Source organism: Serratia sp. TSA_7, assembly GCF_052692135.1.
This window is the reverse complement of sequence record NZ_JBQZFU010000009.1, coordinates 106,160-130,882: the sequence shown is the minus strand read 5'-3', so window position 1 is coordinate 130,882 and position 24,723 is coordinate 106,160. Positions and strand designations below refer to the sequence as shown.

Annotated in this window: 23 protein-coding genes and 1 other RNA gene; 7 read left to right on the top strand and 17 right to left on the bottom strand. The window is 57.0% G+C overall.

Annotated elements, in window-relative coordinates; all coding sequences use genetic code 11:
- Positions 1-102: 102 nt before the first annotated feature.
- Positions 103-1,521, bottom strand: coding sequence for a glutamate synthase small subunit (locus tag ACUTQW_RS21810; RefSeq protein ID WP_004948480.1), 1,419 nt, complete (start codon positions 1,519-1,521; stop codon positions 103-105).
- Between the two features lie 10 nt (positions 1,522-1,531).
- The gene (gene gltB / locus ACUTQW_RS21805) at positions 1,532-5,992 is read right to left on the bottom strand and encodes a glutamate synthase large subunit (RefSeq protein WP_004948477.1); all 4,461 of its coding nucleotides are present in this window, start codon (positions 5,990-5,992) and stop codon (positions 1,532-1,534) included.
- A 694-nt stretch (positions 5,993-6,686) separates the two neighbouring features.
- Between gltB and ACUTQW_RS21800 the strand changes: the two genes are divergently transcribed.
- The 4 genes from ACUTQW_RS21800 to mtgA all read left to right on the top strand — a co-directional run bounded on the left by ACUTQW_RS21800 (position 6,687) and on the right by mtgA (position 11,677).
- Positions 6,687-7,613, top strand: coding sequence for a TIGR01212 family radical SAM protein (locus ACUTQW_RS21800; protein ID WP_006328250.1), 927 nt, complete (start codon positions 6,687-6,689; stop codon positions 7,611-7,613).
- A gap of 104 nt (positions 7,614-7,717) precedes the next feature.
- Entirely contained in the window at positions 7,718-10,057 is a 2,340-nt protein-coding gene (gene arcB, locus ACUTQW_RS21795; protein WP_006328248.1) for an aerobic respiration two-component sensor histidine kinase ArcB, read from the top strand.
- 238 nt (positions 10,058-10,295) lie between these two features.
- The gene (elbB, locus tag ACUTQW_RS21790) at positions 10,296-10,949 is read left to right on the top strand and encodes an isoprenoid biosynthesis glyoxalase ElbB (protein WP_006328246.1); all 654 of its coding nucleotides are present in this window, start codon (positions 10,296-10,298) and stop codon (positions 10,947-10,949) included.
- Positions 10,946-11,677: a monofunctional biosynthetic peptidoglycan transglycosylase gene (gene mtgA / locus ACUTQW_RS21785; RefSeq protein ID WP_006328238.1), complete on the top strand. Its 732-nt coding sequence runs from the start codon at positions 10,946-10,948 to the stop codon at positions 11,675-11,677. Before elbB ends, mtgA begins: the two co-directional genes overlap by 4 nt.
- Positions 11,678-11,719: 42 nt before the next feature.
- Here mtgA and dolP read toward each other — a convergent pair whose 3' ends face one another.
- The 4 genes from dolP to ACUTQW_RS21765 are packed head-to-tail and all read right to left on the bottom strand — an operon-like array spanning position 11,720 to position 15,324.
- Entirely contained in the window at positions 11,720-12,295 is a 576-nt protein-coding gene (gene dolP / locus ACUTQW_RS21780; RefSeq protein ID WP_004948464.1) for a division/outer membrane stress-associated lipid-binding lipoprotein, read from the bottom strand.
- Positions 12,296-12,304: 9 nt separating this feature from the next.
- Positions 12,305-12,895 carry a DnaA initiator-associating protein DiaA gene (gene diaA, locus ACUTQW_RS21775; RefSeq protein ID WP_004948462.1) on the bottom strand — a complete coding sequence of 197 codons (591 nt, stop codon included), beginning with the start codon at positions 12,893-12,895 and terminating at the stop codon, positions 12,305-12,307.
- A gap of 51 nt (positions 12,896-12,946) precedes the next feature.
- On the bottom strand, positions 12,947-13,300 hold the full coding sequence (locus ACUTQW_RS21770) for a YraN family protein (RefSeq protein ID WP_004948459.1): 354 nt from the start codon (positions 13,298-13,300) through the stop codon (positions 12,947-12,949).
- A complete protein-coding gene (locus ACUTQW_RS21765) occupies positions 13,297-15,324 on the bottom strand; it encodes a penicillin-binding protein activator (RefSeq protein WP_006328235.1) in 2,028 nt (675 codons plus the stop codon). Before ACUTQW_RS21765 ends, ACUTQW_RS21770 begins: the two co-directional genes overlap by 4 nt.
- Positions 15,325-15,386: 62 nt before the next feature.
- On the opposite strand from ACUTQW_RS21765, the gene rsmI reads away from it, so the two are divergent.
- Together rsmI and rnpB are read left to right on the top strand one after the other, a co-directional pair.
- Positions 15,387-16,250, top strand: coding sequence for a 16S rRNA (cytidine(1402)-2'-O)-methyltransferase (gene rsmI, locus ACUTQW_RS21760; protein ID WP_004948453.1), 864 nt, complete (start codon positions 15,387-15,389; stop codon positions 16,248-16,250).
- Between the two features lie 41 nt (positions 16,251-16,291).
- Positions 16,292-16,670: RNase P RNA component class A (gene rnpB, locus ACUTQW_RS21755), an RNA gene on the top strand.
- Positions 16,671-16,754: 84 nt separating this feature from the next.
- On the opposite strand, the gene ACUTQW_RS21750 is transcribed toward rnpB, so the two are convergent.
- Complete coding sequence (locus tag ACUTQW_RS21750) at positions 16,755-17,456, bottom strand: pirin family protein (RefSeq protein ID WP_006328234.1); 702 nt, start codon at positions 17,454-17,456, stop codon at positions 16,755-16,757.
- 107 nt (positions 17,457-17,563) lie between these two features.
- On the opposite strand from ACUTQW_RS21750, the gene ACUTQW_RS21745 reads away from it, so the two are divergent.
- The gene (locus tag ACUTQW_RS21745) at positions 17,564-18,469 is read left to right on the top strand and encodes a LysR family transcriptional regulator (protein ID WP_004948447.1); all 906 of its coding nucleotides are present in this window, start codon (positions 17,564-17,566) and stop codon (positions 18,467-18,469) included.
- Between the two features lie 108 nt (positions 18,470-18,577).
- Here the strand turns inward: ACUTQW_RS21745 and ACUTQW_RS21740 are convergent, their stop codons facing one another.
- The 10 genes from ACUTQW_RS21740 to exuR form a co-directional block, all read right to left on the bottom strand.
- A complete protein-coding gene (locus ACUTQW_RS21740; protein ID WP_006328233.1) occupies positions 18,578-19,564 on the bottom strand; it encodes a glutathione S-transferase family protein in 987 nt (328 codons plus the stop codon).
- Between the two features lie 74 nt (positions 19,565-19,638).
- The gene (locus ACUTQW_RS21735) at positions 19,639-20,034 is read right to left on the bottom strand and encodes a DoxX family protein (protein ID WP_006328232.1); all 396 of its coding nucleotides are present in this window, start codon (positions 20,032-20,034) and stop codon (positions 19,639-19,641) included.
- Positions 20,035-20,331: 297 nt separating this feature from the next.
- Complete coding sequence (locus tag ACUTQW_RS21730) at positions 20,332-20,619, bottom strand: YqjK-like family protein (RefSeq protein WP_006328231.1); 288 nt, start codon at positions 20,617-20,619, stop codon at positions 20,332-20,334.
- Positions 20,616-21,017: a phage holin family protein gene (locus tag ACUTQW_RS21725; RefSeq protein WP_006328230.1), complete on the bottom strand. Its 402-nt coding sequence runs from the start codon at positions 21,015-21,017 to the stop codon at positions 20,616-20,618. The genes ACUTQW_RS21730 and ACUTQW_RS21725 overlap by 4 nt, the downstream gene beginning before the upstream one ends.
- A gap of 2 nt (positions 21,018-21,019) precedes the next feature.
- Positions 21,020-21,325: a DUF883 family protein gene (locus tag ACUTQW_RS21720; protein ID WP_004948431.1), complete on the bottom strand. Its 306-nt coding sequence runs from the start codon at positions 21,323-21,325 to the stop codon at positions 21,020-21,022.
- Between the two features lie 164 nt (positions 21,326-21,489).
- Positions 21,490-21,861 (bottom strand): DUF1090 domain-containing protein, encoded by a 372-nt coding sequence (locus ACUTQW_RS21715; protein ID WP_198640476.1) that lies wholly within the window; start codon positions 21,859-21,861, stop codon positions 21,490-21,492.
- Positions 21,862-22,072: 211 nt separating this feature from the next.
- Complete coding sequence (mzrA, locus tag ACUTQW_RS21710) at positions 22,073-22,444, bottom strand: EnvZ/OmpR regulon moderator MzrA (protein ID WP_004948428.1); 372 nt, start codon at positions 22,442-22,444, stop codon at positions 22,073-22,075.
- Positions 22,444-23,124: a DedA family protein gene (locus tag ACUTQW_RS21705; RefSeq protein ID WP_004948426.1), complete on the bottom strand. Its 681-nt coding sequence runs from the start codon at positions 23,122-23,124 to the stop codon at positions 22,444-22,446. Before ACUTQW_RS21705 ends, mzrA begins: the two co-directional genes overlap by 1 nt.
- Positions 23,125-23,263: 139 nt before the next feature.
- Positions 23,264-23,710, bottom strand: coding sequence for a hypothetical protein (locus tag ACUTQW_RS21700; RefSeq protein WP_004948424.1), 447 nt, complete (start codon positions 23,708-23,710; stop codon positions 23,264-23,266).
- Between the two features lie 185 nt (positions 23,711-23,895).
- Positions 23,896-24,672 carry a transcriptional regulator ExuR gene (gene exuR / locus ACUTQW_RS21695; RefSeq protein ID WP_004948422.1) on the bottom strand — a complete coding sequence of 259 codons (777 nt, stop codon included), beginning with the start codon at positions 24,670-24,672 and terminating at the stop codon, positions 23,896-23,898.
- Positions 24,673-24,723 lie beyond the last annotated feature (51 nt).

The window sequence follows — 24,723 nt, the reverse complement described above, 5'->3', positions numbered from 1 at the left end:
AATCGTTGTATCGGGGCAGAAGGTGGCGGTTGTCGCGTGTGCGGAAAAACAAAGGGCCCGGTATCGTGAACCGGGCCCCTGAAGCGTGAAGCAGAAGGGATATTACACTTCCAGGTAGCTCATGATGCCATCGGCAGCTTTACGGCCTTCGGCAATCGCCGTAACTACCAGGTCTGAACCGCGCACCGCATCGCCACCGGCGAAGATTTTCGGGTTGCTGGTCTGGAAGGCGTTATCGGTGCCTTCCGGCGCCACAATGCGGCCCTGCTTGTCGAGTTCAACGTCATGTGCCGCCAGCCAATCCATCTTGTGCGGACGGAAACCAAATGCCATCACTACGGCATCGGCATCGATCACGTGCTCGGAACCCGGCACTTGCTCAGCAACCTGACGGCCATTGGCATCCGGCTCACCCAACTGAGTGCGAACCATTTTCACACCGGCGACGCGGCCGGCGCTGTTCAGTTCGATGCTCAGCGGCTGCAGATTGAATTTGAATTCAACCCCTTCCTCACGCGCATTTTTCACTTCGCGTTTGGAACCCGGCATGTTGGCCTCATCACGACGGTAGGCGCAGATAACCTGAGTTGCGCCCTGACGGATGGAAGTACGCACGCAGTCCATTGCGGTATCACCACCGCCCAGAACCACCACGCGCTTGCCTTCCATGCTGACATACGGCTCGTGTGGCTCGGCTTCATAGCCCATCAGCTGCTTGGTGTTGGCGATCAGGAACGGCAGTGCGTCGTAGACGCCCGGCGCTTCCTCGTTCTCCAGCCCGCCGCGCATCGACTGATAGGTGCCGACGCCAAGGAACACTGCGTCGAACTCGTTCAGCAGTGCATCCATGGTGATGTCTTTGCCCACTTCGGTATTCAGCTGGAACTCAATGCCCATCTCGCTGAAGATGCCACGGCGTTTCACCATCACTTCTTTTTCCAGCTTGAAGGCCGGAATGCCGAAGGTCAGCAGCCCGCCGATCTCCGGATGACGATCGTAAACCACCGCTTTCACGCCGTTGCGGGTCAGCACATCGGCACAGGCCAGGCCGGCTGGACCGGCGCCAATCACCGCCACACGCTTGCCGGTAGGCTGCACGTGGGACATGTCCGGCTTCCAGCCCATTTCGATCGCTTTATCGCTGATATAGCGTTCGATGTTACCGATGGTCACTGCACCAAACTCATCGTTCAGGGTACAGGAACCTTCGCACAGGCGATCCTGCGGGCAGACGCGTCCGCACACTTCCGGCAGGCTGTTGGTCTGGTGCGCCAGATCCGCCGCCTCCATGATGCGGCCTTCGTTCGCCAGCTTCAGCCAGTTCGGGATGTAGTTGTGAACCGGGCATTTCCATTCGCAATAAGGGTTGCCGCAGGAAAGACAACGGTCCGCCTGCGCTTTCGCCTGAGTTTCCGAAAACGGCTCGTAAATCTCTACAAACTCAATTTTACGGATCTTCAGCGGTTTTTTTGGCGGATCAACGCGCTGCAGGTCGATAAATTGATAAACATTCTGACTCATTAATGACCTCTTACTGCGCCTGAACCCGCAGCTCGGCTGCGGAACGACTACGGTGACCCAACAATGCTTTGACATCACTGGACTTCGGCTTGACCAGAGCGAACTTCGGCGCCCATTCCGGCCAGTTAGCCAGAATCTCTTCCCCGCGCGCAGAACCGGTCGCTTGCACGTGTTCGGTAATCAAACCGCGCAGGTGCTCCTCATGAATGGCCAGTTGCTCGACATCCAAGACTTCCACCAGCTCCGGGTTAACGCGTTTGCGGAACACGCCATCTTCATCCAGCACGTAAGCGAAGCCGCCGGTCATACCTGCGCCAAAGTTGATGCCGGTTTTACCCAGCACGCAGACGATGCCGCCGGTCATGTATTCACAGCCGTTATCACCAATGCCTTCAACTACGGTGATAGCGCCGGAGTTACGCACCGCGAAGCGCTCGCCCGCACGGCCTGCAGCGAACAGCTTGCCGCCGGTGGCACCGTACAGACAGGTGTTGCCGATAATGCTCGCTTCATGGCTGCGGAAGGCAGAACCAATCGGTGGGCGTACGGCGATACGGCCGCCGGCCATGCCTTTGCCGACATAGTCGTTGGCGTCGCCGGTCAGGGTCAGCTCAACGCCGCCCGCATTCCATACGCCGAAGCTCTGGCCAGCGGTGCCGGAGAAATAGGCCTTGATCGGGTCTGCTGCCATGCCCTGATCGCCATGTACGGTAGCAATAGCGCCGGACAGGGTGGCACCCACTGAACGGTCGGTGTTACGGATATCGAAGTAGAAGGTCTTGCTCTGCTTCGCTTCGATATGCGGTTCCGCCTGCGCCAGCAGATCTTTGTTCATCGACCCTTTGTCGAACGGCGGGTTGCTGCTTTCGGTGCAGTACAGCGCCTTGCCTGGATGCGGCGTTGCGGTTTTCAGCAGCGGCGACAGATCCAGTTTGTTCTGCTTGGCGGAGATGCCGTCCAGCTCGGTCAGGAACTCAGTGCGGCCAATCAGATCAACCAATTGGCTGACACCCAGCTGCGCCATGATCTCGCGGGTTTCACGCGCGATGAACTGGAAGTAGTTGGTGACGCGTTCCGGCAGGCCGTGATAGTGATCGCGGCGCAGTTTTTCATCCTGAGTCGCCACGCCGGTTGCGCAGTTGTTCAGGTGACAGATACGCAGGTATTTACAACCCAGCGCCACCATCGGGCCGGTGCCGAAGCCGAAGCTTTCTGCGCCGAGGATCGCCGCTTTGACGATATCCACGCCGGTTTTCAGGCCGCCATCCACCTGCAGGCGGATTTTGTGGCGCAGGCCGTTAGCCACCAGCGCCTGCTGAGTTTCCACCAGGCCCAGTTCCCACGGGCAGCCGGCGTATTTCACCGACGACAGTGGGCTGGCACCGGTACCGCCGTCGTAGCCGGCGATGGTGATCAGATCGGCATAGGCTTTCGCCACGCCGGTAGCGATGGTGCCGACGCCCGGTTCGGAAACCAGTTTCACCGAGATCATCGCCTTCGGGTTGACCTGTTTCAGGTCGAAAATCAGCTGTGCCAGATCTTCGATCGAGTAGATGTCATGGTGCGGCGGTGGAGAAATCAGGGTTACGCCCGGCACCGAATAACGCAGTTTGGCGATATAAGGCGTCACTTTGTCGCCAGGCAACTGGCCGCCTTCGCCCGGTTTTGCCCCTTGCGCCACTTTGATTTGGATCACGTCGGCATTCACCAGGTAGGCCGGCGTCACGCCGAAACGGCCGGATGCCACCTGCTTGATGCGTGAAACCTTGTTGGTGCCGTAACGTGCAGGGTCTTCGCCGCCTTCCCCGGAGTTGGAGAAACCGCCGAGGCTGTTCATGGCGATGGCCAGCGACTCGTGGGCCTCCGGGCTCAATGCGCCGATAGACATTGCTGCGGTATCGAAGCGTTTGAACAGCGATTCTGCCGGTTCAACCTGGTCGACCGGGATCGGCGTGCCCTGCGGCGTAATGGCCAGCAGGTCACGCAGCATGGCGACCGGGCGTTCATTCACCAGTTTGGCGTAAGCCTGATAGTCGCTGTATTTGCCGCTGTGTACCGCAGTTTGCAAGGTGCTCACCACGTCAGGGTTGTACGCGTGGTACTCGCCGCCGTGAACGAACTTCAGCAGGCCGCCTTGTTCCAGCGGTTTGCGTTTCAGCCAGGCGCGCTTGGACAGATTCTGCAAATCCTGTTGGAAGTCGCTGAAGCTGGCACCGCCGATGCGGCTGACTGCGCCCTGGAAACAGAGATCGGACAGGTCGCGATGCAGGCCGACCGCTTCAAACAGTTTGGCGCAGCGGTAAGAGGCGATAGTCGAGATGCCCATTTTGGACATGATCTTGTACAGGCCTTTATTGATGCCGTTACGGTAGTTCAGCATCACGTCGCGGTATTTCTTGTCGATCGCCTGAGTATCCACCAGTTTGGCCAGCGTTTCGTAGGCCAGGTACGGGTAGATTGCGGTAGCGCCGAAGCCCAACAGCACGGCGAAGTGGTGCGGATCGCGGGCGCTGGCGGTTTCAACGATAATGTTGGCGTCGCAGCGCAGGCTTTTCTCTACCAAACGGGTCTGGATCGCGCCTACAGCCATCGGTGCAGGCACCGGCAGACGGTTGGCGGCGATGGCGCGATCGGACAGCACCAGCAGCACGGCGCCGTCGCGAACTTTACGTTCCGCTTCGTCGCACAGGGCGCGGATGGTTTGCTCCAGATCCTGCACCGCAGGATCGAAGGTCAGATCGAGCGTGTCAGCGCGATAATATTCGCCTTCCAGCGTGGTGAGCTGCTTGAAGTCGGAGTACAGCAGGATCGGCGATTTGAAGCTCAGGCGGTGCGCCTGGCCTTCGGCCTCGCAGAACACGTTCATTTCGCGGCCGATGCTGGTCGCCAGCGACATCACATGCGCTTCGCGCAGCGGGTCGATAGGCGGGTTGGTCACCTGCGCGAACTGCTGGCGGAAATAGTCATAAACGATGCGTGGGCGGCTGGAGAGCACGGCGAACGGGGTATCGTCACCCATCGAGCCGGTAGCTTCCTGGCCGATCTCGCCCAGCACGCGGATCACCTGATCCAGCTCTTCGCTGCTGTAGCCGAACTGTTTCTGGTAAGTCTCGAGCTGCGAGTCGTCGAGCTCACGACTGCCGACCTGATCTTCAGGCAGATCCTCGAACGGCACCAGGCGCTTGACGTTCTTTTCCATCCACTCTTTATACGGGTGGCGGCTTTTCAGGTCGTCGTCGGTTTCGGCGGAGTGCAGGATCTTGCCGCTGCGGGTGTCGATCACCATCAGCTCGCCAGGGCCAACGCGGCCTTTTTCCACCACTTCATCCGGCTGGTAATCCCAGATGCCGACTTCGGAGGCGCAGGTGATCAGTTTGTCTTTGGTTATTACATAACGCGCCGGGCGCAGACCGTTACGGTCCAGGTTACAGGCGGCGTAGCGACCATCGGACATCACGATGCCTGCCGGGCCGTCCCACGGCTCCATGTGCATCGAGTTGAAGTCGAAGAAGGCACGCAGATCGGTGTCCATGTCCGGGTTGTTCTGCCAGGCCGGCGGCACCAGCAAACGCATGGCGCGGATCAGGTCCATGCCCCCCGCCAGCAGCAGCTCCAACATGTTGTCCAGCGAGCTGGAGTCGGAGCCGGTTTCGTTGACGAAGGGGGCGGCGGTTTGCAAATCCGGGATCAGCGGCGTCTGGAATTTATAAGTACGGGCGCGTGCCCATTGGCGGTTGCCGGTGATGGTGTTGATCTCACCGTTGTGCGCCAGATAACGGAACGGCTGCGCCAGCGGCCAGCGCGGCACGGTGTTGGTGGAGAAACGCTGGTGGAACAGGCAGATGGCCGATTCCAGGCGCAGGTCCGCCAGATCGAGATAGAAACGCGGCAGATCCGCAGGCATGCACAAGCCTTTATAGATCGTGACCAGATTCGAGAAGCTGCAGACATAGAAGCTGTCGTCCTGAACGCGCTTTTCGATACGGCGACGCGCCACAAACAGGCGGCGTTCCATATCGCGCGGGCGCCAACCCGCCGGGGCGTTAACGAAGATCTGTTCAATGCGCGGCAGGGAAGAGAGGGCGATCTCACCCAAAACGTCCGGGTTGGTCGGCACTTCACGCCAGCCGACGACCGACAGCGTTTCATTTTGCAGCTCTTCTTCCACAATGCGGCGGCTGGCACGGGCTTCCTCTTCGTTCTGGCTGAGGAACATCATGCCAACGGCGTAGTTCTTGGCTAAACGCCAGCCGCGCTCTTCTCCAACCATGCGGAAAAAGCGATCGGGCTTTTGCAATAACAGGCCGCAACCGTCGCCAGTCTTGCCGTCAGCAAGGATTGCGCCACGGTGCTGCATTCGGGCCAGCGCGTGAATAGCAGTTCGCACCACCTTGTGGCTAGGTTCGCCTTCTATGTGGGCGATTAGGCCGAAACCACAGTTGTCCCTCTCAAGGGATTTATCGTACAACATATCAGTGAACCTCCCCAGGCTCTGCGTGACTCTTACAACCAACTGCGAGGGGGCTTCCCAACGTCAGGCGGAAGTCCAATCAGCAAGGTTCATATCGCCGATCTGCTTTTCCGCCCTCCATCAATGGCCTCTCGTGACGGTTCTCACAAGTGGTGAATGACTTGTTTTAAGAGGGAGTCTTAAATAACTGCATAAATATGACGAGACGTTTGCCCGTCCAGAAAGCTTCCAGCGGACTTCCAACTTAGCGAGAAAGAATACGCAGGTCAAATATAGGCTTAAGAGCGTTTTTTATTGAATTATTGTGGGTTATCTTTTTGAAAAATAAATATTTTTACATGAATTTACGGTGGTGATGAGGAGCGTCAGGGCTCGAGGAAATGTGAGCTGTCTCACTATAGTGCAACCTCTGAATCTCTGCACCATGCTAGTGCGGGCGGGAATGTCAGAATTTTATTCTATTAAGTTATGCTTTCTTGTTATTTGTAACTATTTTTAATCGCTTTGTCATACAGGCGTTAACGGTTAGGGGAGAATAAGAAAAATTCATCTTGGCTCGGGTGATTTTATTTGCATTTATAATGAATAGTTATGCCTGGTGAAGCCTTGAAGGGAAAGCGTTGATCTCTGTCATCGCGGGAAAAGCCGTTTCTTATTAGCATCACGGGCTTTGAGTACAGAGAAAGCCAAGATTATGCAGTTGCCGCAATTAGTCAATATGTTTGGCGCCGATCTCCAGCGTCGGCACGGCGAAAAGATTCATAAACTCACGCTGCACGGCGGTTTTAGCTGCCCAAATCGCGACGGTACCCTTGGCCGTGGCGGTTGTACCTTCTGCAACGTAGCCTCTTTTGCCGACGAACAGATGCAGCGCCAGAGCATTGCCGAACAGCTGAGGGTGCAGGCCGGCAGGGTCAACCGCGCAAAACGTTACCTGGCCTACTTTCAGGCCTATACCAGTACTTATGCAGAAGTGAGCCTGCTGGCGGACATGTATCGGCAGGCGCTGGCGCAGGCCGATATGGTCGGGATCTGCGTTGGCACGCGGCCGGACTGCGTGCCGCCCGCCGCGCTTGATTTGCTGGCGGGCTACCTTGAACAAGGTTATGAGGTTTGGCTCGAGCTGGGCTTGCAGACTGCGCACGATAAAACGCTGAAGCGCATTAATCGCGGCCACAATTTCTCCTGTTACCAGCATACCGCCCGATTGGCACGCGAACGTGGGCTGAAGGTATGCAGCCACCTGATCGTCGGGCTGCCGGGGGAAAGCTCGGCCGATCATCTGGCTACGCTGCGGCAGGTGGTGGACAGCGGCGTGGACGGCATCAAGCTGCACCCGCTGCATATCGTTACCGGCAGCACCTTGGCGCGGGCCTGGCAGGCAGGGCGCATGCCTGAATTGGCGCTGGAGGAGTACGCCGCCAGTGCCGGGGAGATGATCCGCCATACGCCGAAAGAGATTGTCTATCATCGCATCTCCGCCAGCGCCCGTCGGCCGACGCTGTTGGCACCATTATGGTGCGAAAACCGCTGGAACGGCATGCAGGCGGTCGGCGGCTACCTGCAGCGTTATGGCGGACAGGGCAGCGGATTGGATGAAAAGCGGCAATATCGCCCTTGATCGCTGTTTTGATTTGCAAACTTTCCCACACTTCGGTGTTTGCTTCCTTATCTCACCGAGGTTTTACGGTATGATTTAACCGATTCTGTCTTATGGGAGCCGCTATGAAGCAAATCCGGGTATTAGCCCAGTACTACGTTGATTTAATGGTGAAACTGGGGCTGGTGCGCTTTTCGCTGCTGCTGGCTTCGGCGCTGGTGGTACTGGCGATGGTGGTGCAGATGGCGGTGACCATGCTGCTGCGCGGCGAGGTGGAAAGCATCGACGTGGTGCGTTCGATCTTCTTCGGCCTGCTGATCACGCCCTGGGCGGTGTATTTTCTGTCGGTGGTGGTCGAGCAACTGGAAGAATCTCGCCAGCGCCTGGCGCGGCTGGTTGATAAACTGGAAGAAATGCGCCACCGCGATCTGGAGCTGAACCAGCAGCTTAAAGACAACATCAGCCAGTTGAATCAGGAAATCGCCGACCGTATCAAGGCGGAGCAAGATCGCCAGCAGGTGATGGACAAGCTGACGGAAGAGATGGAGCAGCGCGAATTGGCGCAGATTGAGCTGGGCCAGCAATCGGCGCTGTTGCGTTCGTTCCTCGATGCTTCCCCCGATCTGGTGTATTACCGCAACGAAGACAAAGAATTCTCCGGCTGTAACCGGGCGATGGAACTGCTGACCGGCAAAAGCGAAAAGCAGCTGATCGGCCTGACGCCGTTTGACGTCTACAGCCAGGAAATCGCCGAAAAGGTGATAGAAACCGACGAGAAGGTCTTTCGCCATAACGTCTCCCTGACCTACGAACAGTGGCTGGTTTACCCGGACGGGCGCAAGGCCTGTTTTGAGCTGCGCAAGGTGCCGTTTTACGATCGCGTGGGCAAACGTCACGGGCTGATGGGCTTTGGCCGCGATATAACCGAGCGTAAGCGCTACCAGGACGCGCTGGAGAACGCCAGCAGGGACAAGACCACCTTCATCTCAACGATCAGCCACGAGCTTCGTACGCCGCTTAACGGCATCGTCGGGCTGAGCCGCATTCTGCTCGATACCGATTTGAACGATGAGCAACTGAAATACCTGAAGACCATCCATGTCAGCGCCATCACGCTGGGCAATATCTTCAATGACATCATTGAGATGGATAAGCTCGAGCGGCGGAAAGTGCAACTCGACAACCAGCCGGTGGATTTTACCGGCTTCCTGGCGGATCTGGAAAACCTCTCCGGCCTGCTGGCGCAGCCAAAAGGCCTGCAGTTCGTGATGGAGCCGCAATCGCCGCTGCCGCAGCAAATCATCACCGACGGCACCCGCCTGCGGCAGATCCTGTGGAACCTGATCGGCAATGCGGTGAAGTTTACTCCGCACGGGCAGATTGTGGTGCGTGTGCGGCGTGAAGAGCAGGATCGACTGGTGTTTGAGGTGGAAGATTCCGGAATGGGTATTCCGCAGGACGAACAGGACAAGATCTTCGCCATGTATTATCAGGTGAAAGATCAGCACGGCGGCCGCCCGGCGACCGGCACCGGCATCGGGTTGGCTGTTTCCAAGCGCCTGGCGCAGAGCATGGGCGGCGATATCACCGTCAGCAGCGTACAGGGGCACGGTTCTTGCTTCACCTTGACCATCAATGCGCCGGCGGTGCAGGAGGCGGAAAGTGAGACGCGTGCCGAGGAGGATCTGCCGTTGCCGGCGCTGCATATCCTGCTGGTGGAGGATATCGAACTGAACGTGATTGTGGCGCGCTCGGTGTTGGAGAAGCTCGGCAATAGCGTGGAAGTGGCGATGAACGGCACCGACGCGCTGGCGATGTTCGATCCGGACGAGTTTGATCTGGTGCTGCTGGATATCCAACTGCCGGACATGACCGGGCTGGATATCGCCCGGGTGCTGCGCGAGCGTTATGCCGGGCAAACGCTGCCGCCGCTGGTTGCCTTGACCGCCAACGTGCTGAAAGACAAAAAAGAGTATCTCGACGCGGGTATGGACGATGTGCTGAGCAAGCCGCTTTCTGTACCGGCGTTGACCAAGGTCATTAAACATTACTGGGATCATCAACCCTCTCACACCACAAAGAAAACGGAGCAAAAGGCGATGCAGATTAATGAGTCGTTACTGGATACCACAATGCTGGAACAGTACATGGACCTGGTGGGGCCGCAACTGATTCATCAGAGCCTGGAGATGTTTGAGCAGATGATGCCGGGCTATCTGGCGGTGCTGGAGTCCAATATGACGGCGCGTGACCAGAAAGGCATCACCGAAGAAGGGCATAAAATCAAGGGCGCTTGCGGGTCGGTTGGCCTGCGTCATTTGCAGTTACTGGCGCAACAGATTCAGACCCCGACGTTGCCGGCGTGGTGGGATAACGTGCAGGACTGGGTTGATGAGCTCAAGCAGGAATGGCGCAACGACGTACAGGTACTGCGCGAGTGGGTTGCGAACGCTGAAAAAAAATGACCCCGACCTAGGCCGGGGTGCGCGAATATTGCGCCAACACCAGGGAAATTGTGAACCTGCGTATTGGTATTCAGTGTTCTGGTCGAGCAGGTTGTAGAGAATTCCTAAACATCATACAGCCAACAACATAGCAAATGTAAGCGCTCTTGTTAGAAGATTCATTAAAATGTGTGATGTAGATTAGTGTTTGTTAACTCCGAGCACTAACCAGTTGACAGTCTCATAAGGAGTAAGGGTGATGAAAAACGTTGGCGTTGTGCTGAGCGGCTGCGGAGTTTATGACGGTGCGGAGATCCATGAAGCCGTCCTGACGCTGCTTGCGTTGGACCGGGCGGGGGCACAGGCGGTGTGCTTTGCACCGGATAAATCTCAACTTCATGTTATTAATCACTTAACTGGCGATGAGATGCCGGAAGAACGCAATGTTTTGGTCGAGTCTGCGCGTATCGCCAGAGGGAACATTCGGCCGCTTTCACAGGCCGATGCCGGCCAGTTGGATGCGCTGATTGTACCCGGTGGATTTGGTGCGGCGAAGAACCTCAGCAGCTTCGCCAGTGAAGGGGCAGAATGCTGGATTGATAAAGATTTAGCTAAGTTAACGCAACAAATGTATAAGGCAAATAAACCAATTGGTTTTATGTGCATTGCCCCCGCACTGCTGCCGAAGCTGCTGGATCAACAAGTGCGGCTGACCATTGGCAACGATCCGGACCTGGGTGAAGTGATTGATGCCATGGGCGGCGAGCCGGTTATTTGCCCGGTTGATGACATCGTGGTGGATATTGAAAACAAAGTGGTGACCACGCCAGCCTACATGTTGGCGAAATCTATCGGCGAGGCGGCCGACGGGATTGATAAGCTGGTTTCACGGGTGCTGGATTTGGTTGAATGAGAAAGTCCGCGGGCAAATCGATTTTTTCCCGGCCCTGGTTTTGGCTGAAACGCGGAATAATTGCCCTGGTCGGCCTGTGGGGGCTTGGGATAGCCGTTTTTGCTTTCTTGCCGGTGCCTTTTTCTGCGGTGATGGTGGAGCGGCAGTTCGGTGCCTGGCTGAGCGGTGATTTTGGCTATGTGGCGCACTCCGACTGGGTATCGATGGACGATATTTCTCCGCAGATGGCGCTGGCGGTCATGGCGGCGGAGGACCAGAAGTTCCCTGAACACTGGGGATTCGACGTGGCGGCGATCGAAAAGGCGCTCAGCCACAACGAACGTCGCCCCACACGCATCCGCGGCGCCTCCACGCTGTCGCAGCAAACGGCGAAGAACCTGTTTTTGTGGGATGGCCGCAGTTGGCTGCGCAAGGGGCTGGAGGCCGGGCTGACCTCGGGGATCGAACTGGTGTGGACCAAGCGGCGGATCCTGACGGTTTACCTGAATATCGTTGAATTTGGCGATGGGGTATTCGGCGTGGAAGAGGCGTCGCAGCGCTTTTTCAATAAACCGGCTAAACGCCTGACCGCTTCTGAAGCGGCGCTGCTGGCGGCGGTGTTGCCAAACCCGCATCGTTTTAAAGCCAGTGCGCCTTCCGGCTATGTGATTCAACGGCAGCAGTGGATTATGCGCCAGATGCGGCAGTTGGGTGGGGAAGGCTTTCTGAAAGAAAATAATCTGGATTAGCGCGCCGGGATAAAGGCATCAGGCCTACCCCGGCGCAGCGGGTTATTTCACGAAGGTAAAGGCGGTGGTGACGTGTTTCACGCCGCTCACCTGGCTGGCGATCTGCGCGGCCGACTGCGCTTCTTGTTGTGTGACCAGGCCCAGCAGGAATACCTCACCGTTTTCGGTAGTGACCTTCACATTGGATGATTTCACCGTGTCGCTGGTGAGCAACTGCGAGCGGACCTTGGTGGTGATCCAGGTATCGGAGGACGCAGTGCCGAGGCTGATTGGCGTCCCTTGGCGGATCTCGTTATACACTTCGGCCGTGCCTTCGACGCCCATCGCTATTTGCTTGGCGCGGGCGGCGAGGTCGGTGCTCGGCGACTGGCCGGTCAGCAATACTTTACCCTGATAGGCGGTAGCAACCACCCGGGCGTCTTTCTTCAACTGTTGATCTTTACTCAGGGCGTTTTCAACCCGGGCTTCCAGCGTGCCGTCGTCTACCTGAGTGCCTACGCTGCGTGGGTCGGTGGCGCTCTTGGTGGCGACAGCCGCACTGCCGACGACAACGCCGGCGATACAGCCTTGTAACAGCAGGGCGCTGGACAGCACTGCAAATGTGGCTTTCAGCTTCATCTCAGTTCCTTATTCGTCCTGGTGGGGAAACAACGTACTATCTATCAGGTCGCATAGGCAATTTACTGTGAGCATATGCATTTCCTGAATACGAGCACTGCGATGCGATGGGATACGGATCTCGACATCCTGTTGACCGAGCAAACCGGCCAACTCCCCGCCGTCGTAACCGGTGAGTGCGACAATCGTCATGTCACGCGTCACTGCGGCTTCGACCGCTTTCACAATATCACGGCTGTTGCCGCGGGTGGAAATTGCCAGCAAGACGTCGCCGGCATGGCCGAGAGCGCGCACCTGCTTGGCATAAACCTCATCGTGCAGACGGTCGTTGGTGATCGCCGTCAGCACCACGTTATCGGCATTCAGCGCAATGGCCGGCAGGCTTGGGCGCTCGGTTTCAAAGCGGTTGATCATGCTGGCGGCGAAATGCTGCGCGTTGGCCGCCGAGGTACCGTTGCCGCAGCACAGAATTTTATTACCGTTAAGTAAGGATTGAACCAGCGTCATTGCCGCACGCGAGATGGCGTCGGGCAAGGCTTCCGCCGCCGCAATCTGGGTTTGGATGCTTTCGGTAAAACAGGCTTTAATTCTATCCAGCACGTTGTATTAATCCACTAAGTCAAAGGGCCGGTCTGCACCGGTAAACCATGATTAATCCGCATTGAAGGCGTTGGGTATCCATTCTAACTGGCTACCGGTGATGGCCAAAACATCAAAACGGCAAGACGATGTGTCAAAACTGGCTCCGCGCCCCGCCAACCAAACGGCGGCGGCATGCAGCAACCGCTGCTGTTTACGGTAAGTCACGCTGGCGGCCGCACCGCCAAAGGCGTCGCTGCGGCGGTAGCGGACTTCAACAAACACCCAGGTTTGACCATCGCGCATGATGAGATCGAGCTCACCGCCGCGCAGCGTAACGTTGGCGGCGAAGAAGGTGAGCCCGGCGCGTTCCAGATAGCGGCGGGCCTGTAACTCATAGCCCGCCCCCTTGGCGCGTTGACTCAAGAGACGGGAACCACCATTCCCTGACGGTATTGCAGCCAAGGCAGTTTCCTGTTGATCACGCAGCTTGGTGAAGCGGTCAGCATGCCGGTGGTGCCGGAGACCTGGAAGCCGGGCAACTGGCGCATTTCAGCAAAGTGATTGGCCAATGTCCAGGCATCCATCCCCATGGCGTACAGACGCACCAGCGAATAGTCGTTGCGGAACCGGCTGCTCGCCTGCTGCAACAGCTGCGGGTTGGCGCCGGCCAGCAACGGGATATCGCTGAACTGCAGGCCTTCCATTTCCAGACGGAAGTCAGGGCCTGCACCGGCCTGGTAGCTACGCGAGCTGGCGTACATGGCCGGTTTGCTGCGCGAGGTGGTGGCCATGTCGATCATCGGTTTGATCAGTGTCAGCTGGGACTGGGTCGCCACGATGTAGACTGCATCCACGTTGCCGCCGGATTCGGCAGGCACATCGCTTGGCGGCGCCGGAATGGTCAGCCCGGCAATGGTCACGGCCTGCGGAGCCGGTGCAGCGGAAATCGGCGTGCCGCTCATGCGGATGCCGCCGCTGTTCACCGCCTGACGCAGTTCGCCGGCAGAGCCGATACCTTGTTGCAGCACGGTCTGGCCGCCCAGTTTTTGCCATTCCTGGTTAAAGGCTTTGGCAACGCGATCGCCGAACGAACCGCGCGGGATCAGCAGCAGCGGCTGGCGCTTTTGTTGTTCCCAAATGTGGCGGGCAGCGTCGCGCGCTTCGTCTTCCGGCGACAGGGCGAAGTAACAAATGTTCGGATTGTCTTTCGGCGTTTCCGGCTGATTGAGCGCCAGCACGTTCAGCGTGGTATTGCTGCCGGACAGTTGATCGACGTTCTCTTTCAGCAGCGGACCCACCACCAGCGTTGCGCCGTCTTGCTGTGCCTGTGTCAGTAGCGCGGCCAGCGGTTGGCTGGTGGTATCATACACTTTAATTTGCGCATTGGTGGCCTGCGGCGGCGTAATCTGCGCATTGGACGCTGTAGAAGGCTGAGCCGCGGTCACGGGCGCGGCATCCGCAGACGGCGCCGAGGTGCTTACCGCACCGTTGGCATTGGCGTCCGCAGGGGCTGCTGCCTGAACGGGATTGTTGGCAGGCTGCTGCTGTTGCTGTACCTGCGCCGGTGCGGCCACGCCGTTTTTCGCCGCTTCAAAACCTTGTTGGATCGCATCGGCGAACACTTTTGCCTGGCCGTTCAGCGGCAGCAGCAGGGCGATTTTGGAGGTGGAAGCCTGGGTAAAGTTCAGCACCTGGTTCAGCTGCGTCGGCAACGTTTTCGCCGCCGGGTTCTGCGGGTAACGGTTTTGCCAGTCCTTGATGCCGGCCTTCAGCAGATCGGGATCCTGCTTGTTGTCCTGATAGACACGCAGCAGATCCAGCCAGCCTTGCAGCACGTTTTCATTGGCGTTGATCACCAGACTGTTCATGTCCTGCGGCGTCAACTGCAGCAGTGCCTGCCAGGTTTGATCCAGATTGGTTTGATGAGCCTTGCCGGTCAGCAGCGGTTCCTGCGCAACGTAGGCGCGGATCAGCGGCAGAGAGGGTTTACCTTGATTGGCGGCGATCTGCGCCTGGTAGAAGCGCACCAATTGGTTGGCTGACAGTGAACCGCTATCCAGATGGCCCAGCGTGCTGCGGGCGCTCACATAGCTTTTGTTAGCCACCTGCAGTTCTGCGGTCAGCAACTGGCGTTCAACCTGCTGAACGCTGCTGAGGTTTTTCGGCAGTTGGTTCAGTTGTTCACCGGCCTGCGGCAGTTTTCCTTCACGTAACAGCGCGCGAATAGCAAGTAATTGCCAGTCAGCCTTGTTATCATCGCTGCTTTGTTGCAGCTGCTTCAGATAGTAATCGGAGCTGGCGCTCGCTTCGTCCTGTATATTGGCGGGCGGCGTCTGCGGGGCCTGACTAGGACAGCCTGCAAGGAACAGGGCTGCCGCGATCACTGCGGTAAGTCGGACAGGCTTTGAACGCCCTGCTTTGGTACGAACGAATGTTGAGGAAAGCATACTGTATCCAGTGATGTTTTTTTCAAGATGCTCAATATTAAATCGGCAACCCGGATGAAACAATGAATCAACACCAACAATCAGTCATTTCTGCATCAACGCTGTATGTGGTGCCCACTCCCATCGGTAATTTGGGGGATATTACCCACCGTGCGTTAGAGGTACTGAAAAGCGTTGATCTGATTGCGGCCGAGGACACGCGCCACACCGGGTTGCTGTTGCAACACTTTGCGATTAGCGCGCGGCTGTTTGCGCTGCATGACCATAACGAACAGCAAAAGGCCGACCAACTGCTGGCGAAACTGCAGGAAGGCCAGAGCATTGCGCTGGTTTCCGACGCCGGCACCCCGTTGATCAACGATCCCGGTTATCACCTGGTGCGCCGCTGCCGCGAAGCCGGCATTCGCGTGGTACCGCTGCCGGGAGCCTGTGCGGCAACCACCGCACTGTGTGCCGCCGGCGTTGCTTCAGACCGCTTCTGTTACGAAGGGTTCCTGCCGGCGAAAACCAAGGGGCGTAAGGATACGCTGATGGCGCTGGCAGAGGAACCGCGCACGTTGATTTTCTACGAATCCACCCACCGTTTGCTGGAAAGTTTGCAGGACATGGTCACCGTGTGGGGGCCGCAGCGCTATGTCGTGCTGGCGCGTGAGCTCACCAAAACCTGGGAGTCCATCACGGGTGCGCCGGTGGGTGAGCTGCTGGCCTGGGTACAGGAAGACGAAGTGCGTCGCCGTGGCGAAATGGTGCTGATCGTCGAAGGCCATAAGGCGCAGGATGACGCATTGCCGCTGGAGGCGCTGCGCACGCTGGCGTTGCTGCAAAAAGAATTGCCGCTGAAAAAGGCGGCGGCGTTGGCGGCGGAAATCCACGGCGTGAAGAAAAATGCGTTGTATAAACACGCGTTAGAGCAACAAGAACAGTAAAGCGGTTGACCTGCCGTGAGCGCGACGCTACTATCCGCGCCGGAGTTGACCAGACAGTCGCCGCTTCACTGCCGTCCCTTTCGGGGGAGACAGGTGGAGGGGAGGAAAGTCCGGGCTCCATAGGGCAGGGTGCCAGGTAACGCCTGGGAGGCGCAAGCCTACGACTAGTGCAACAGAGAGCAAACCGCCGATGGCCCGCGCAAGCGGGATCAGGTAAGGGTGAAAGGGTGCGGTAAGAGCGCACCGCGCGGCTGGCAACAGTTCGTGGCACGGTAAACTCCACCCGGAGCAAGGCCAAATAGGGGTTCACATGGTACGGCCCGTACTGAACCCGGGTAGGCTGCTTGAGCCAGTGAGCGATTGCTGGCCTAGAGGAATGACTGTCCACGACAGAACCCGGCTTACCGGTCAACTCCCTCTATAAAGAAAACCCCGCGTGACGCAAGTTACGCGGGGTTTTTTCCATTGGTATTCATCGAGTTCGACATGTTGCACCCGCTTGATTCACACCGGTAAATCAATCAGCAGCGCGCGCAGCGGCGTTTCGGCGCGGATCGTCAGGCGGTTCTCTTCATGGATAAAAGCCCCGTCGCCGCAGGTCAAGCGTTGGCCTTCGTTACGATCGCCATTGGCTTCGATGGTGCCGTGGATCGACTGCAGGTAAGCCCGTTGCCCGTTCAGCGCAAACGTCTGCTGTTCGCCCGGCTGTAAATCCAGATGATGGATCCACACCTGCTGGCGCAGTTGCAGGCTGCCCTGGGCGCCGTCCGGTGACGCCAGCAGCGTCGAGCCGTTATCCGGCAGCGTCAGACGCTGTACTCGATCGTTGTTGCGGTCCGGGCAGGCATCCAGCCACAGCTGCAGACGGGTCAGCGGCGTATCGCTGCTGACGTTCTGTTCGCTGTAACTCAGCCCTGGCTGCGTGGCCAACAACAAGGCTTCACCGGCCTTGGCGCGCACGGTATTGCCGTCGTTGTCGCGGTATTCGGCTTCCCCCTGCAAGATCAGATTCAGGATATCCACGCTGGGATAGGTGCGTGGCTGGAATGACGCACCCGGTGCCAGCACCTCCTGGTTCAGCACCCGCAACGAGGCGTAGCCCATCAGTTTGGGATCGAAATAATGTCCAAAAGAAAAGGTGTAGCGAGCCTGCAGCCAACCAAAGTCAGCTTGCCCGCATTGTTGTGCTGTTCTGCATGTAATCATGGCAATCGGCTCTCTAAATTCATTATCCAAATGGTAAGCATCTGGACGCCGGATTGTTAGCCAGTTAATCTGGTCGGCATATTCAAATTTCCTGACAGAGAGATTCGATGGCCAGAGATCGGGCGTTAACGCTTGAAGCGTTAAGGGTTATGGATGCGATCGACCGACGTGGCAGCTTTGCTGCGGCAGCCGATGAACTGGGGCGGGTGCCCTCGGCGCTCAGCTACACCATGCAAAAATTGGAAGAAGAATTGGACGTGGTGCTGTTCGATCGCTCCGGCCACCGCACCAAGTTCACCAACGTTGGGCGCATGCTGCTGGAGCGCGGGCGGGTGTTGCTGGAGGCTGCCGACAAGCTGACTACGGATGCCGAAGCGCTGGCGCGCGGTTGGGAAACTCACCTGACCATCGTCAGCGAAGCGCTGTCGCCGGCGAGCAAACTGTTTCCGCTGGTCGACAAGCTGGCGCTGAAGGCCAATACCCAGGTATCGATTTTTACCGAAGTGCTGGCCGGTGCCTGGGAGCGGCTGGAGCAAGGGCGAGCCGATATCGTCATCGCTCCGGACATGCATTTCCGTGCTTCCTCGGAGATCAACACCCGCAAGCTGTACAAGGTGATGAGCGTTTACGTCGCCGCGCCGGATCACCCCATTCATCTGGAGCCGGAACCCTTGTCCGAACTGACTCGCGTGAAATACCGCGGCATTGCGGTGGCGGATACAGCCCGTGAACGGCCGGTATTGACCGTGCAGTTGTTGGATAAACAGCAACGCCTGACGGTCAGCACCATTGGCGACAAGCGCCTGGCGCTGCTGGCCGGCCTGGGCGTGGCGACCATGCCTTACCCGATGGTGGAAAAAGACATTGAAGAAGGGCGGCTGAGGGTGGTGGGGCCGGAATACAGCCGTGAGGCCGATATCATCATGGCCTGGCGGCGCGACAGCATGGGGGAGGCGAAAGCCTGGTTCCTGCGCGAAATTCCACGGCTCTTCGCCCAGCAGGAACGGCAGTAACCGGACTGTGTGCCGCTATTGAGCGCCTGATCGCCAACGGCCCGCAGGTGCAAGCACGGCGGGCTGTTTTATTGTTCCCCCTGACCGTTAAAGAGAGGGGGAAATGGGCTAACCGAAACGTTTGTCGCGGCCGTGCGGCTCGTCCAGATCCTGCGCCGGCCCAATGGAAATAATGCCGTGCGGATTGAGAGTGGTGTGGCTACGGTAATAGTGGTTGCGGATGTGCGGTAGGCTAACCGTTTCGGCGATGCCTGGCATCTGGTAGATGTCGCGCAGGAAGCCGTACAGGTTGAGATAATCGCTGATGCGGCGTTTATCGCATTTAAAATGGGTGACATACACCGGATCGAAGCGCACCAGCGTGGTCCACAGACGCAGGTCGGCCTCGGTCAGGCGATCGCCGGTCAGGTAACGGTGTTGGCCCAGGATCTGCTCCAGCCGCGCCAGTGCGTCAAACAGCGCATTCACCGCTTCGTCATAGGCTTCCTGACTGGTGGCGAAACCGGCCTTGTAGACACCGTTATTCACCTGGTCATAAATCCAACCGTTCAGCTCATCGATTTTGCCGCGCAGGTCGTTGGGATAATAATCCCCCGCGCGAGCGCCGATGCCATCAAATGCACTGTTGAACATGCGAATGATATCGGCAGATTCATTGCTGACGATGGTCTGCTGCTGTTTGTCCCACAGTACCGGCACCGTCACGCGGCCGGTGTAATGTTCATCGGCGCGCAGGTAAAGCTGATAGAGAAAGTCTGAGTGATAAAGGCTGTCGCCGGTCGTTTCAGGGAAGTCCTGGCCAAAGGTCCAGCCGTTTTCCAACATCAGCGGATGCACCACGGAAACCGGGATAATCTGCTCCAGCCCCTTCAGTTTGCGCATCAGCAACGTGCGGTGCGCCCAAGGACAGGCGAGTGAAACGTACAGGTGATAACGGTCTTTCTCCGCTTTAAACCCTCCGGTGCCGTGTTCGCCCGGTTGGCCGTCTGCAGTCACCCAGTTGCGGAACTGAGAGGTTGAGCGTTTGAAACGGCCTCCGGTAGATGATGTGTCATACCAGATGTCTTGCCAAACGCCATCGACGAGTTGTCCCATGATGATCTCCTTCGTGTCCGAGTGAAAAAGCAGAAGGGTCCGGCATGCCGGACCCCTGATTCGGTATTAGAAGCTTACCACTTTTTGTTCAAAATACGGTCGATGCTGAAACCGCCTGGGCCGGCAACGGCCAGTACGATATAGCCACCGGCGATGGTCAGGTTCTTCATGAACATCAGCTGGTTTACGCCTTCCGCAAAGTTAGTATGGAACAGTACCGCAGTCAGAAGGGTGAAACCGGCAGTGAACAGCGCCACGGTGCGGGTCAGGAAACCGAACAGAATCGCCAGGCCGCCACCGAACTCCAGCAAAATGGTCAGCGGCAACAAGAAGCCAGGTACGCCCATCGATTGCATATACTGCTGGGTGCCGGCATAGGCGTCGCCCATTTTGCCGTAACCTGCCACGATAAACAGGATTGGCATCAGAATACGAGCAACCAGCAAACCTGTATCTTCTAATTTTTTCATCATCAACTCCAAAGTGATTTTTAGTTCGCCAGTCTTGGCGTTTACCGCTGTTAGCGGGCGGTATGCCGGGTCTCTGACCCTGTCCTGCCCGTTACGTGTTTGATGGAGTGAATGTTAATCGGGAAGTGATTCCGTTGTTAGCAAGTAAAACTGTCGTATTTTTTCAAAAAAACTGAATCTGTAGCCTGCTAACAAATGATGGCGAATCAGAAAGTTACCCAGCCGTCATCGACAGAAAGAATAAATTTCTGTGAAAAACTGGGCATAACGACGGAAGAATTGAAGAAATCAGTAGGGTTATTTGGTGGAAAAAGTTTTCTGGATCAATCGGATAGTGCCAAAGACACCAAAAGCGCGACGTGACCAGCGAATCAGTTTGCTTGGGTGGCGGATACCGTAAAGCGCCATCACGCTGGAGCCGACGACCAGGTATTTGCGCAGACCGAAAAGAGTTTGCCAACCGCGATCGATGCGCTCGGTTTTTTCCAGCCACAGGGTTTTGTTTTCGGCCAGATCCAGCCGTTGTTGCTGGATCTGCCGAATCAGTTTCTCTTTTCTCCATTCCAGGTAGCGACGGCGATTCATTTTTCACCCTCCAGCTCGGAACGGTCGATCTCCAACTGTTTGCGTGTAGCGCCCAACAGGGTGGAGCGGCGCGCTTTGACCAGCGTCCAGATGGCGCCGAAAATAGCCAGGAACAGCAAGATGCCCGTGGTGGCGCCTAACGCCATCAGGCGGTAGATAGGGTCAATGGCCCAGAAAATCAGGATCAGCAGGCTCATCAGGCCAAATGCGGTGAATAAAAGGGTCATACCGGCCATGATCAGCAACTGAATGAGGTTGGCTTTCTCCTCTTCCAGCTCGACAACCGCCAGGCGCACCCGCGTTTCGACCATACTCACCAAAATAGTGATGATGCGCTGGCCGACATCCAGGACCCCTTTGGCGGGGCCCTGTGCACGAACTTGTGGTTGTTCTGCCATAATTAGCGGCGCGCTAACAGAACGCCCAGCACTACGCCAACCGCAGCGCCGATACCGATACCTGTCCACGGATTATCACGCACGTAATCATCCGCCTGGCCGGCGATTTGCTTGGTCTGGGAAGCAATTTTGTCCCCGGCGTCGCTCAGGCGAACGCGGGTATCTTTCAATGCGCTTTCGGCTTTGGAGCGCAGCTTTTCCAGTTCGGCTTTTGGTTTATCGGTGGAAGAGTTCAGCACTTCTTCCAGCGTATCGGCTAAGGATTTAAGTTCAGCGCGTAAGTTTTCTGCATTTGAATCATGTGCCATGTGATTATTCCTTAACGTTAACTTCGACAGACTTTCAACATAGCGGATTTTTTCGCCGGAGCAAAGGGTGAATGAGTAGCCGATATCACTAAGCATTCATTCTATATGCAGTAAAAATCCCGCATGACGCGGCTCTCAGCGATAAATCCGCTGGTGTAAAAAAATTATTCCGCCTGGGCCTGTTTAAGCTCGGCCTGTGCTTCCGTCAGTTTTTTCTGCTTCTTGGCAACTTTATCCAGGTTGCCGGTTTGCTGGGCTGTTTTCAGCTCTTGCTGACGTTCGGCGACCTTGCTTTGTTTCTCTTCGATTTTTTTCTGGCGATCGGCCTGCAGGCTCGCTTCGGTACAGTTCGCCTGTACTTCGCTCAGCGCCTTTTTCAGCCCGGCTATACGGTTATGATTACCATGTTGGGTGGCGTAATCAATCTGCTGCTGGATGTTTTGCGCCTTGGTCGCACAACCGCCTTCGGCAGCAAATGACAGGGCCGGCAATGCACATAACGGGAGGAGCAGTAAGAGTGAGTGGCGTAATTTCATGCTATCGGTTCCTTGTTAATGGGACGCATTGGCACGCATCCGCTTTTCCTGACTGCTTGCAAAAACAGTGCGACAGGAGTTTACGCAGCTAGCTTTCAGCATAGCCTTGAATCGCGCAGACCCCCAAAGAATCAGCCGCAGTTCGATGGCGATTGGTGATTAATTGAACGGGGCGTAAAAACGAAAGGAAAACCCTTCATTCGAAGGGGTATTATCCCAGATTGAGCGGGGCGCGTGCAAATTCACGGACCCAATGGCTTGGAACAGGGGATTCGCTCAGAGCGATGATATAACCCGGCGGTAAAATCGTTTGCAGCGCTTCGCGCGCCAACAGCTGTTGTTCCGGTGAATCCAGACGGATCACCAGACCATCACCTTCGGGGGTAATGCTTTTGATGCGAATACCGCGCTCATCCAGCCGCTGATAGACAAAAAAGCCGTCAGGCAGCGAAAGGCCTTGCTGACTGGCGCGGATGCGCAACTCGCTTTCGGTGCGCACCATACAGGGAACCAGCAGCGTCGCCAGCGCCAACAGGGCGAGTGCAATCAGCAAAACATACTGCCAGCGCGGGCGCTTTGCCATCACGCCCCTTTCCCCTGATTCTGGCTGTCGGCGCGTTTCTTGCGCCACAGCACGATCAGCGATCCCACCAGCCCAACCACCAGCAGTACCAGCGGTAGCAGCATCAGGCAGAACATCAGTTGGTCTTCATACTTGCGGAACACCGGGGTTTTGCCCAAAGCAAAGCCCAGTGACGTCAGGATCACCACCCACAGCAGGCCACTCATCCAGTTAAAGAATTGGAAACGGGCATTACTCAGGCCGGAGAGACCGGCAATGGTAGGCAACAGGGTGCGGACAAACGCCAGGAAACGACCGACCAGCAGGGCGGAAAGCCCGTGGCGGTGGAACAATTGGTGCGCACGCTGGTGATAATGCGCCGGCAGATGCGACAGCCAGCCCTGCACCGTTCGCGTATTGCCCAGCCATTTGCCTTGTATGTAACTGACCCAGCACCCCAGGCTGGCGGCAACGGTCAGGATCAGGATGGTGAGCGGGAAATTCATGGTGCCTTTGGCGATCAAAACGCCTACCAGGATCAGCAGGCTGTCGCCGGGTAAAAATGCTGCCGGCAGCAGGCCGTTTTCCAGAAATAAAATCAGAAACAGCAGGACATAAAGCGTCCAGACCAGCGATGGGTTCGCCAGCGTCTCAAAATCCTGCTGCCATAAGGCATGTAACAGTTCTTTAATGATGTCCATCCGGTGTTCCTAAAACGTCATTGTTTGTCTTTATCTCAGCGGCGGATCAGAAGTGGGCTGAAAGCGCGCGGGCGATCCTGGCTGCTGATAACGATGAAACGGTGTTGCTTTTAGTGAGTTCTCGTCGGTGCGACACCGGTCATGAGTGGTAAGTCAGCGTGCCACGATAAAGCATATTACTTTCTTTCCAGCCACCGAGCCTGTTTTGCTGCTGTGGGGTGTGCAGCATCCAGTTGGCCTGAACAAGCTGATTGGGTACAGATAAGTGCTGACGCGGGAATCTGGCATTATGGCCCAGCTCAGAGGCCAACGTATAGACCGGCTGCAATTGGGCGGAGGCCGGCAGTGAGCCGGGGTAAGAATGCACACGCGGCAACAGCAGCGGCAATTTGCCGGGCGCTTTGCGCTGCAACTCTGCTGGAGACCGATAAACCTGGTCATAAGGGGACAGCGCCGGGTTATCGAGCGAGGGCAGGCTACTCAGTGCCGTGGGGGTTGCTTTGGAGGGAGCCGCGCATAGCTTTTGGCCGGAGACCGAACCGGTCCAGCAAAAAAGAGCAATAAGCATGGCAAACAACCAGCGCATGTATTCGTGTTCCGCCCCGCAGCAAAGGGTAAAAAAGTGGCCTAACTTTACCAAAATAGCACGATTGGCAACAGGGAAATCTACGTTGCCTCCGGTGAAATACTACACGGCAAACGGCGGTTCAGGCATCGATTCGGAGGATTTTACATTACCTGACATAAGCCAACGGTTTTTGACCGCGTGCGCTATTTGTTTTCGGCGGTCATGCCATCCAGATGCACCACCGGGTTTTCGGCGAACAGATAGCGGTCGGCGTTATATTCGAAATCGTCGCTGGTGGCGTTGAACAGCATTTGCTTGGTGTTTTCCAGGTGCTGCCACATCGCCAGTTTGGCGGCATAAGGGTCTTTACGTATCAATGCCTTGAGGATCTGATCGTGGTCGTCGCACCAACTGGCGATAGATCGCTCGTCGATATGTTCGTGCAGCTTGATCCAGTAAGGGTTATTCACCCGCTGGCTCCACATTTTTTCCACGATGGTCGCCATCGCGGTATTTTGCGTAGCCAGCGCCACCTGCACGTGGAATTTCAGATCCCACTGCGAATCACGGAACCGGTCTTCCTTGCGTGCATGTTCCTGGATCTCCATCAACTGGACGATATCTTGTTTGGTGACCTGGGTGGCGGCGAATTCGGCGATGTTGCTTTCGATCAACTGGCGCGCCTGCAGCAGTTCGAACGGCCCGGCGGTGGCGAACTCAATGCTGTCGCCCGGCACCACCAGATGCTTTTGCTGGTTGGACATCACGTGGATCCCGGACCCCTTGCGTACGTCAACGTAGCCTTCCACTTCCAGCATGATGATGGCTTCGCGTACCACGGTGCGGCTGACGTTCATCTCTTCAGCAATATAGCGCTCGGCCGGCAGCTTATCGCCCACCGGGTAGCGGCCGCTTTCAATGCGCTGCTTAAGCTCGGCGGCCAGTTGCTGATACAGGCGTCTGGTTTCAGTGAATTCCATAATGAATGCTCTTAGGGTAAGAAGGGGCGTGGCTGTCGGATTTGTTATACC

Bases quoted from the DNA above. Each gene is read 5' to 3' on its own strand.
- ACUTQW_RS21700 (WP_004948424.1), bottom strand. From the start codon at position 23,710: ATGCGCTGGTTGTTTGCCATGCTTATTGCTCTTTTTTGCTGGACCGGT.
- ACUTQW_RS21740 (WP_006328233.1), bottom strand. From the start codon at position 19,564: ATGGGACAACTCGTCGATGGCGTTTGGCAAGACATCTGGTATGACACA.
- ACUTQW_RS21720 (WP_004948431.1), bottom strand. From the start codon at position 21,325: ATGGCACATGATTCAAATGCAGAAAACTTACGCGCTGAACTTAAATCC.
- ACUTQW_RS21730 (WP_006328231.1), bottom strand. From the start codon at position 20,619: ATGAATCGCCGTCGCTACCTGGAATGGAGAAAAGAGAAACTGATTCGG.
- ACUTQW_RS21735 (WP_006328232.1), bottom strand. From the start codon at position 20,034: ATGAAAAAATTAGAAGATACAGGTTTGCTGGTTGCTCGTATTCTGATG.
- elbB (WP_006328246.1), top strand. From the start codon at position 10,296: ATGAAAAACGTTGGCGTTGTGCTGAGCGGCTGCGGAGTTTATGACGGT.
- arcB (WP_006328248.1), top strand. From the start codon at position 7,718: ATGAAGCAAATCCGGGTATTAGCCCAGTACTACGTTGATTTAATGGTG.
- ACUTQW_RS21800 (WP_006328250.1), top strand. From the start codon at position 6,687: ATGCAGTTGCCGCAATTAGTCAATATGTTTGGCGCCGATCTCCAGCGT.
- mtgA (WP_006328238.1), top strand. From the start codon at position 10,946: ATGAGAAAGTCCGCGGGCAAATCGATTTTTTCCCGGCCCTGGTTTTGG.
- ACUTQW_RS21765 (WP_006328235.1), bottom strand. From the start codon at position 15,324: ATGCTTTCCTCAACATTCGTTCGTACCAAAGCAGGGCGTTCAAAGCCT.
- exuR (WP_004948422.1), bottom strand. From the start codon at position 24,672: ATGGAATTCACTGAAACCAGACGCCTGTATCAGCAACTGGCCGCCGAG.
- ACUTQW_RS21705 (WP_004948426.1), bottom strand. From the start codon at position 23,124: ATGGACATCATTAAAGAACTGTTACATGCCTTATGGCAGCAGGATTTT.
- ACUTQW_RS21715 (WP_198640476.1), bottom strand. From the start codon at position 21,861: ATGAAATTACGCCACTCACTCTTACTGCTCCTCCCGTTATGTGCATTG.
- ACUTQW_RS21750 (WP_006328234.1), bottom strand. From the start codon at position 17,456: ATGATTACATGCAGAACAGCACAACAATGCGGGCAAGCTGACTTTGGT.
- ACUTQW_RS21810 (WP_004948480.1), bottom strand. From the start codon at position 1,521: ATGAGTCAGAATGTTTATCAATTTATCGACCTGCAGCGCGTTGATCCG.
- dolP (WP_004948464.1), bottom strand. From the start codon at position 12,295: ATGAAGCTGAAAGCCACATTTGCAGTGCTGTCCAGCGCCCTGCTGTTA.
- ACUTQW_RS21745 (WP_004948447.1), top strand. From the start codon at position 17,564: ATGGCCAGAGATCGGGCGTTAACGCTTGAAGCGTTAAGGGTTATGGAT.
- rsmI (WP_004948453.1), top strand. From the start codon at position 15,387: ATGAATCAACACCAACAATCAGTCATTTCTGCATCAACGCTGTATGTG.
- gltB (WP_004948477.1), bottom strand. From the start codon at position 5,992: ATGTTGTACGATAAATCCCTTGAGAGGGACAACTGTGGTTTCGGCCTA.
- mzrA (WP_004948428.1), bottom strand. From the start codon at position 22,444: ATGGCAAAGCGCCCGCGCTGGCAGTATGTTTTGCTGATTGCACTCGCC.
- ACUTQW_RS21725 (WP_006328230.1), bottom strand. From the start codon at position 21,017: ATGGCAGAACAACCACAAGTTCGTGCACAGGGCCCCGCCAAAGGGGTC.